The organism is Halomonas marinisediminis, assembly GCF_004347715.1.
GTDB classification, from domain to species: Bacteria; Pseudomonadota; Gammaproteobacteria; order Pseudomonadales; family Halomonadaceae; genus Halomonas; species Halomonas icarae.
In genome coordinates this window covers 1-316 of sequence record NZ_SLTR01000198.1, presented here as the reverse complement: position 1 = coordinate 316, position 316 = coordinate 1, and the positions used below count along the sequence as shown (strand labels likewise).

Here is a 316-nt window from a genome sequence, read left to right as displayed (position 1 = left end):
CGACTGGACCCCCGGGGCGCTGTTGGCGCTGCCGTTGGTGATGCTCGGCGCGGTCTGGATCGCGGGCGGGGCGGCGACAGCCCTTCTGGGGCTTGCCCTGCGCCCGGACCCGGAACCGCCCGTGCCCGCGGGCTGGCGCCCGGCCAGCCGCACCGCCCTCCTGGTGACCCTGTGCAAGGAAGACCCCGCGCCGCTGGCCGCCCATCTCGTCGCCCTGCGCGCGGGCCTCGACCGGGTGGGGCTGGACGCAGGCGCACATATCTTCGTGCTGTCGGACACCTCCGGCGCCGCCGCAATCGCCGCGGAGGACGCCGCC

Annotated in this window: 1 pseudogene; it reads left to right on the top strand. The window is 76.9% G+C overall.

What is annotated here, in order from left to right:
• Positions 1 to 22: 22 nt before the first annotated feature.
• Positions 23 to 316 (top strand): annotated as a pseudogene (locus tag E0702_RS16370) (hypothetical protein); the annotation flags it as partial.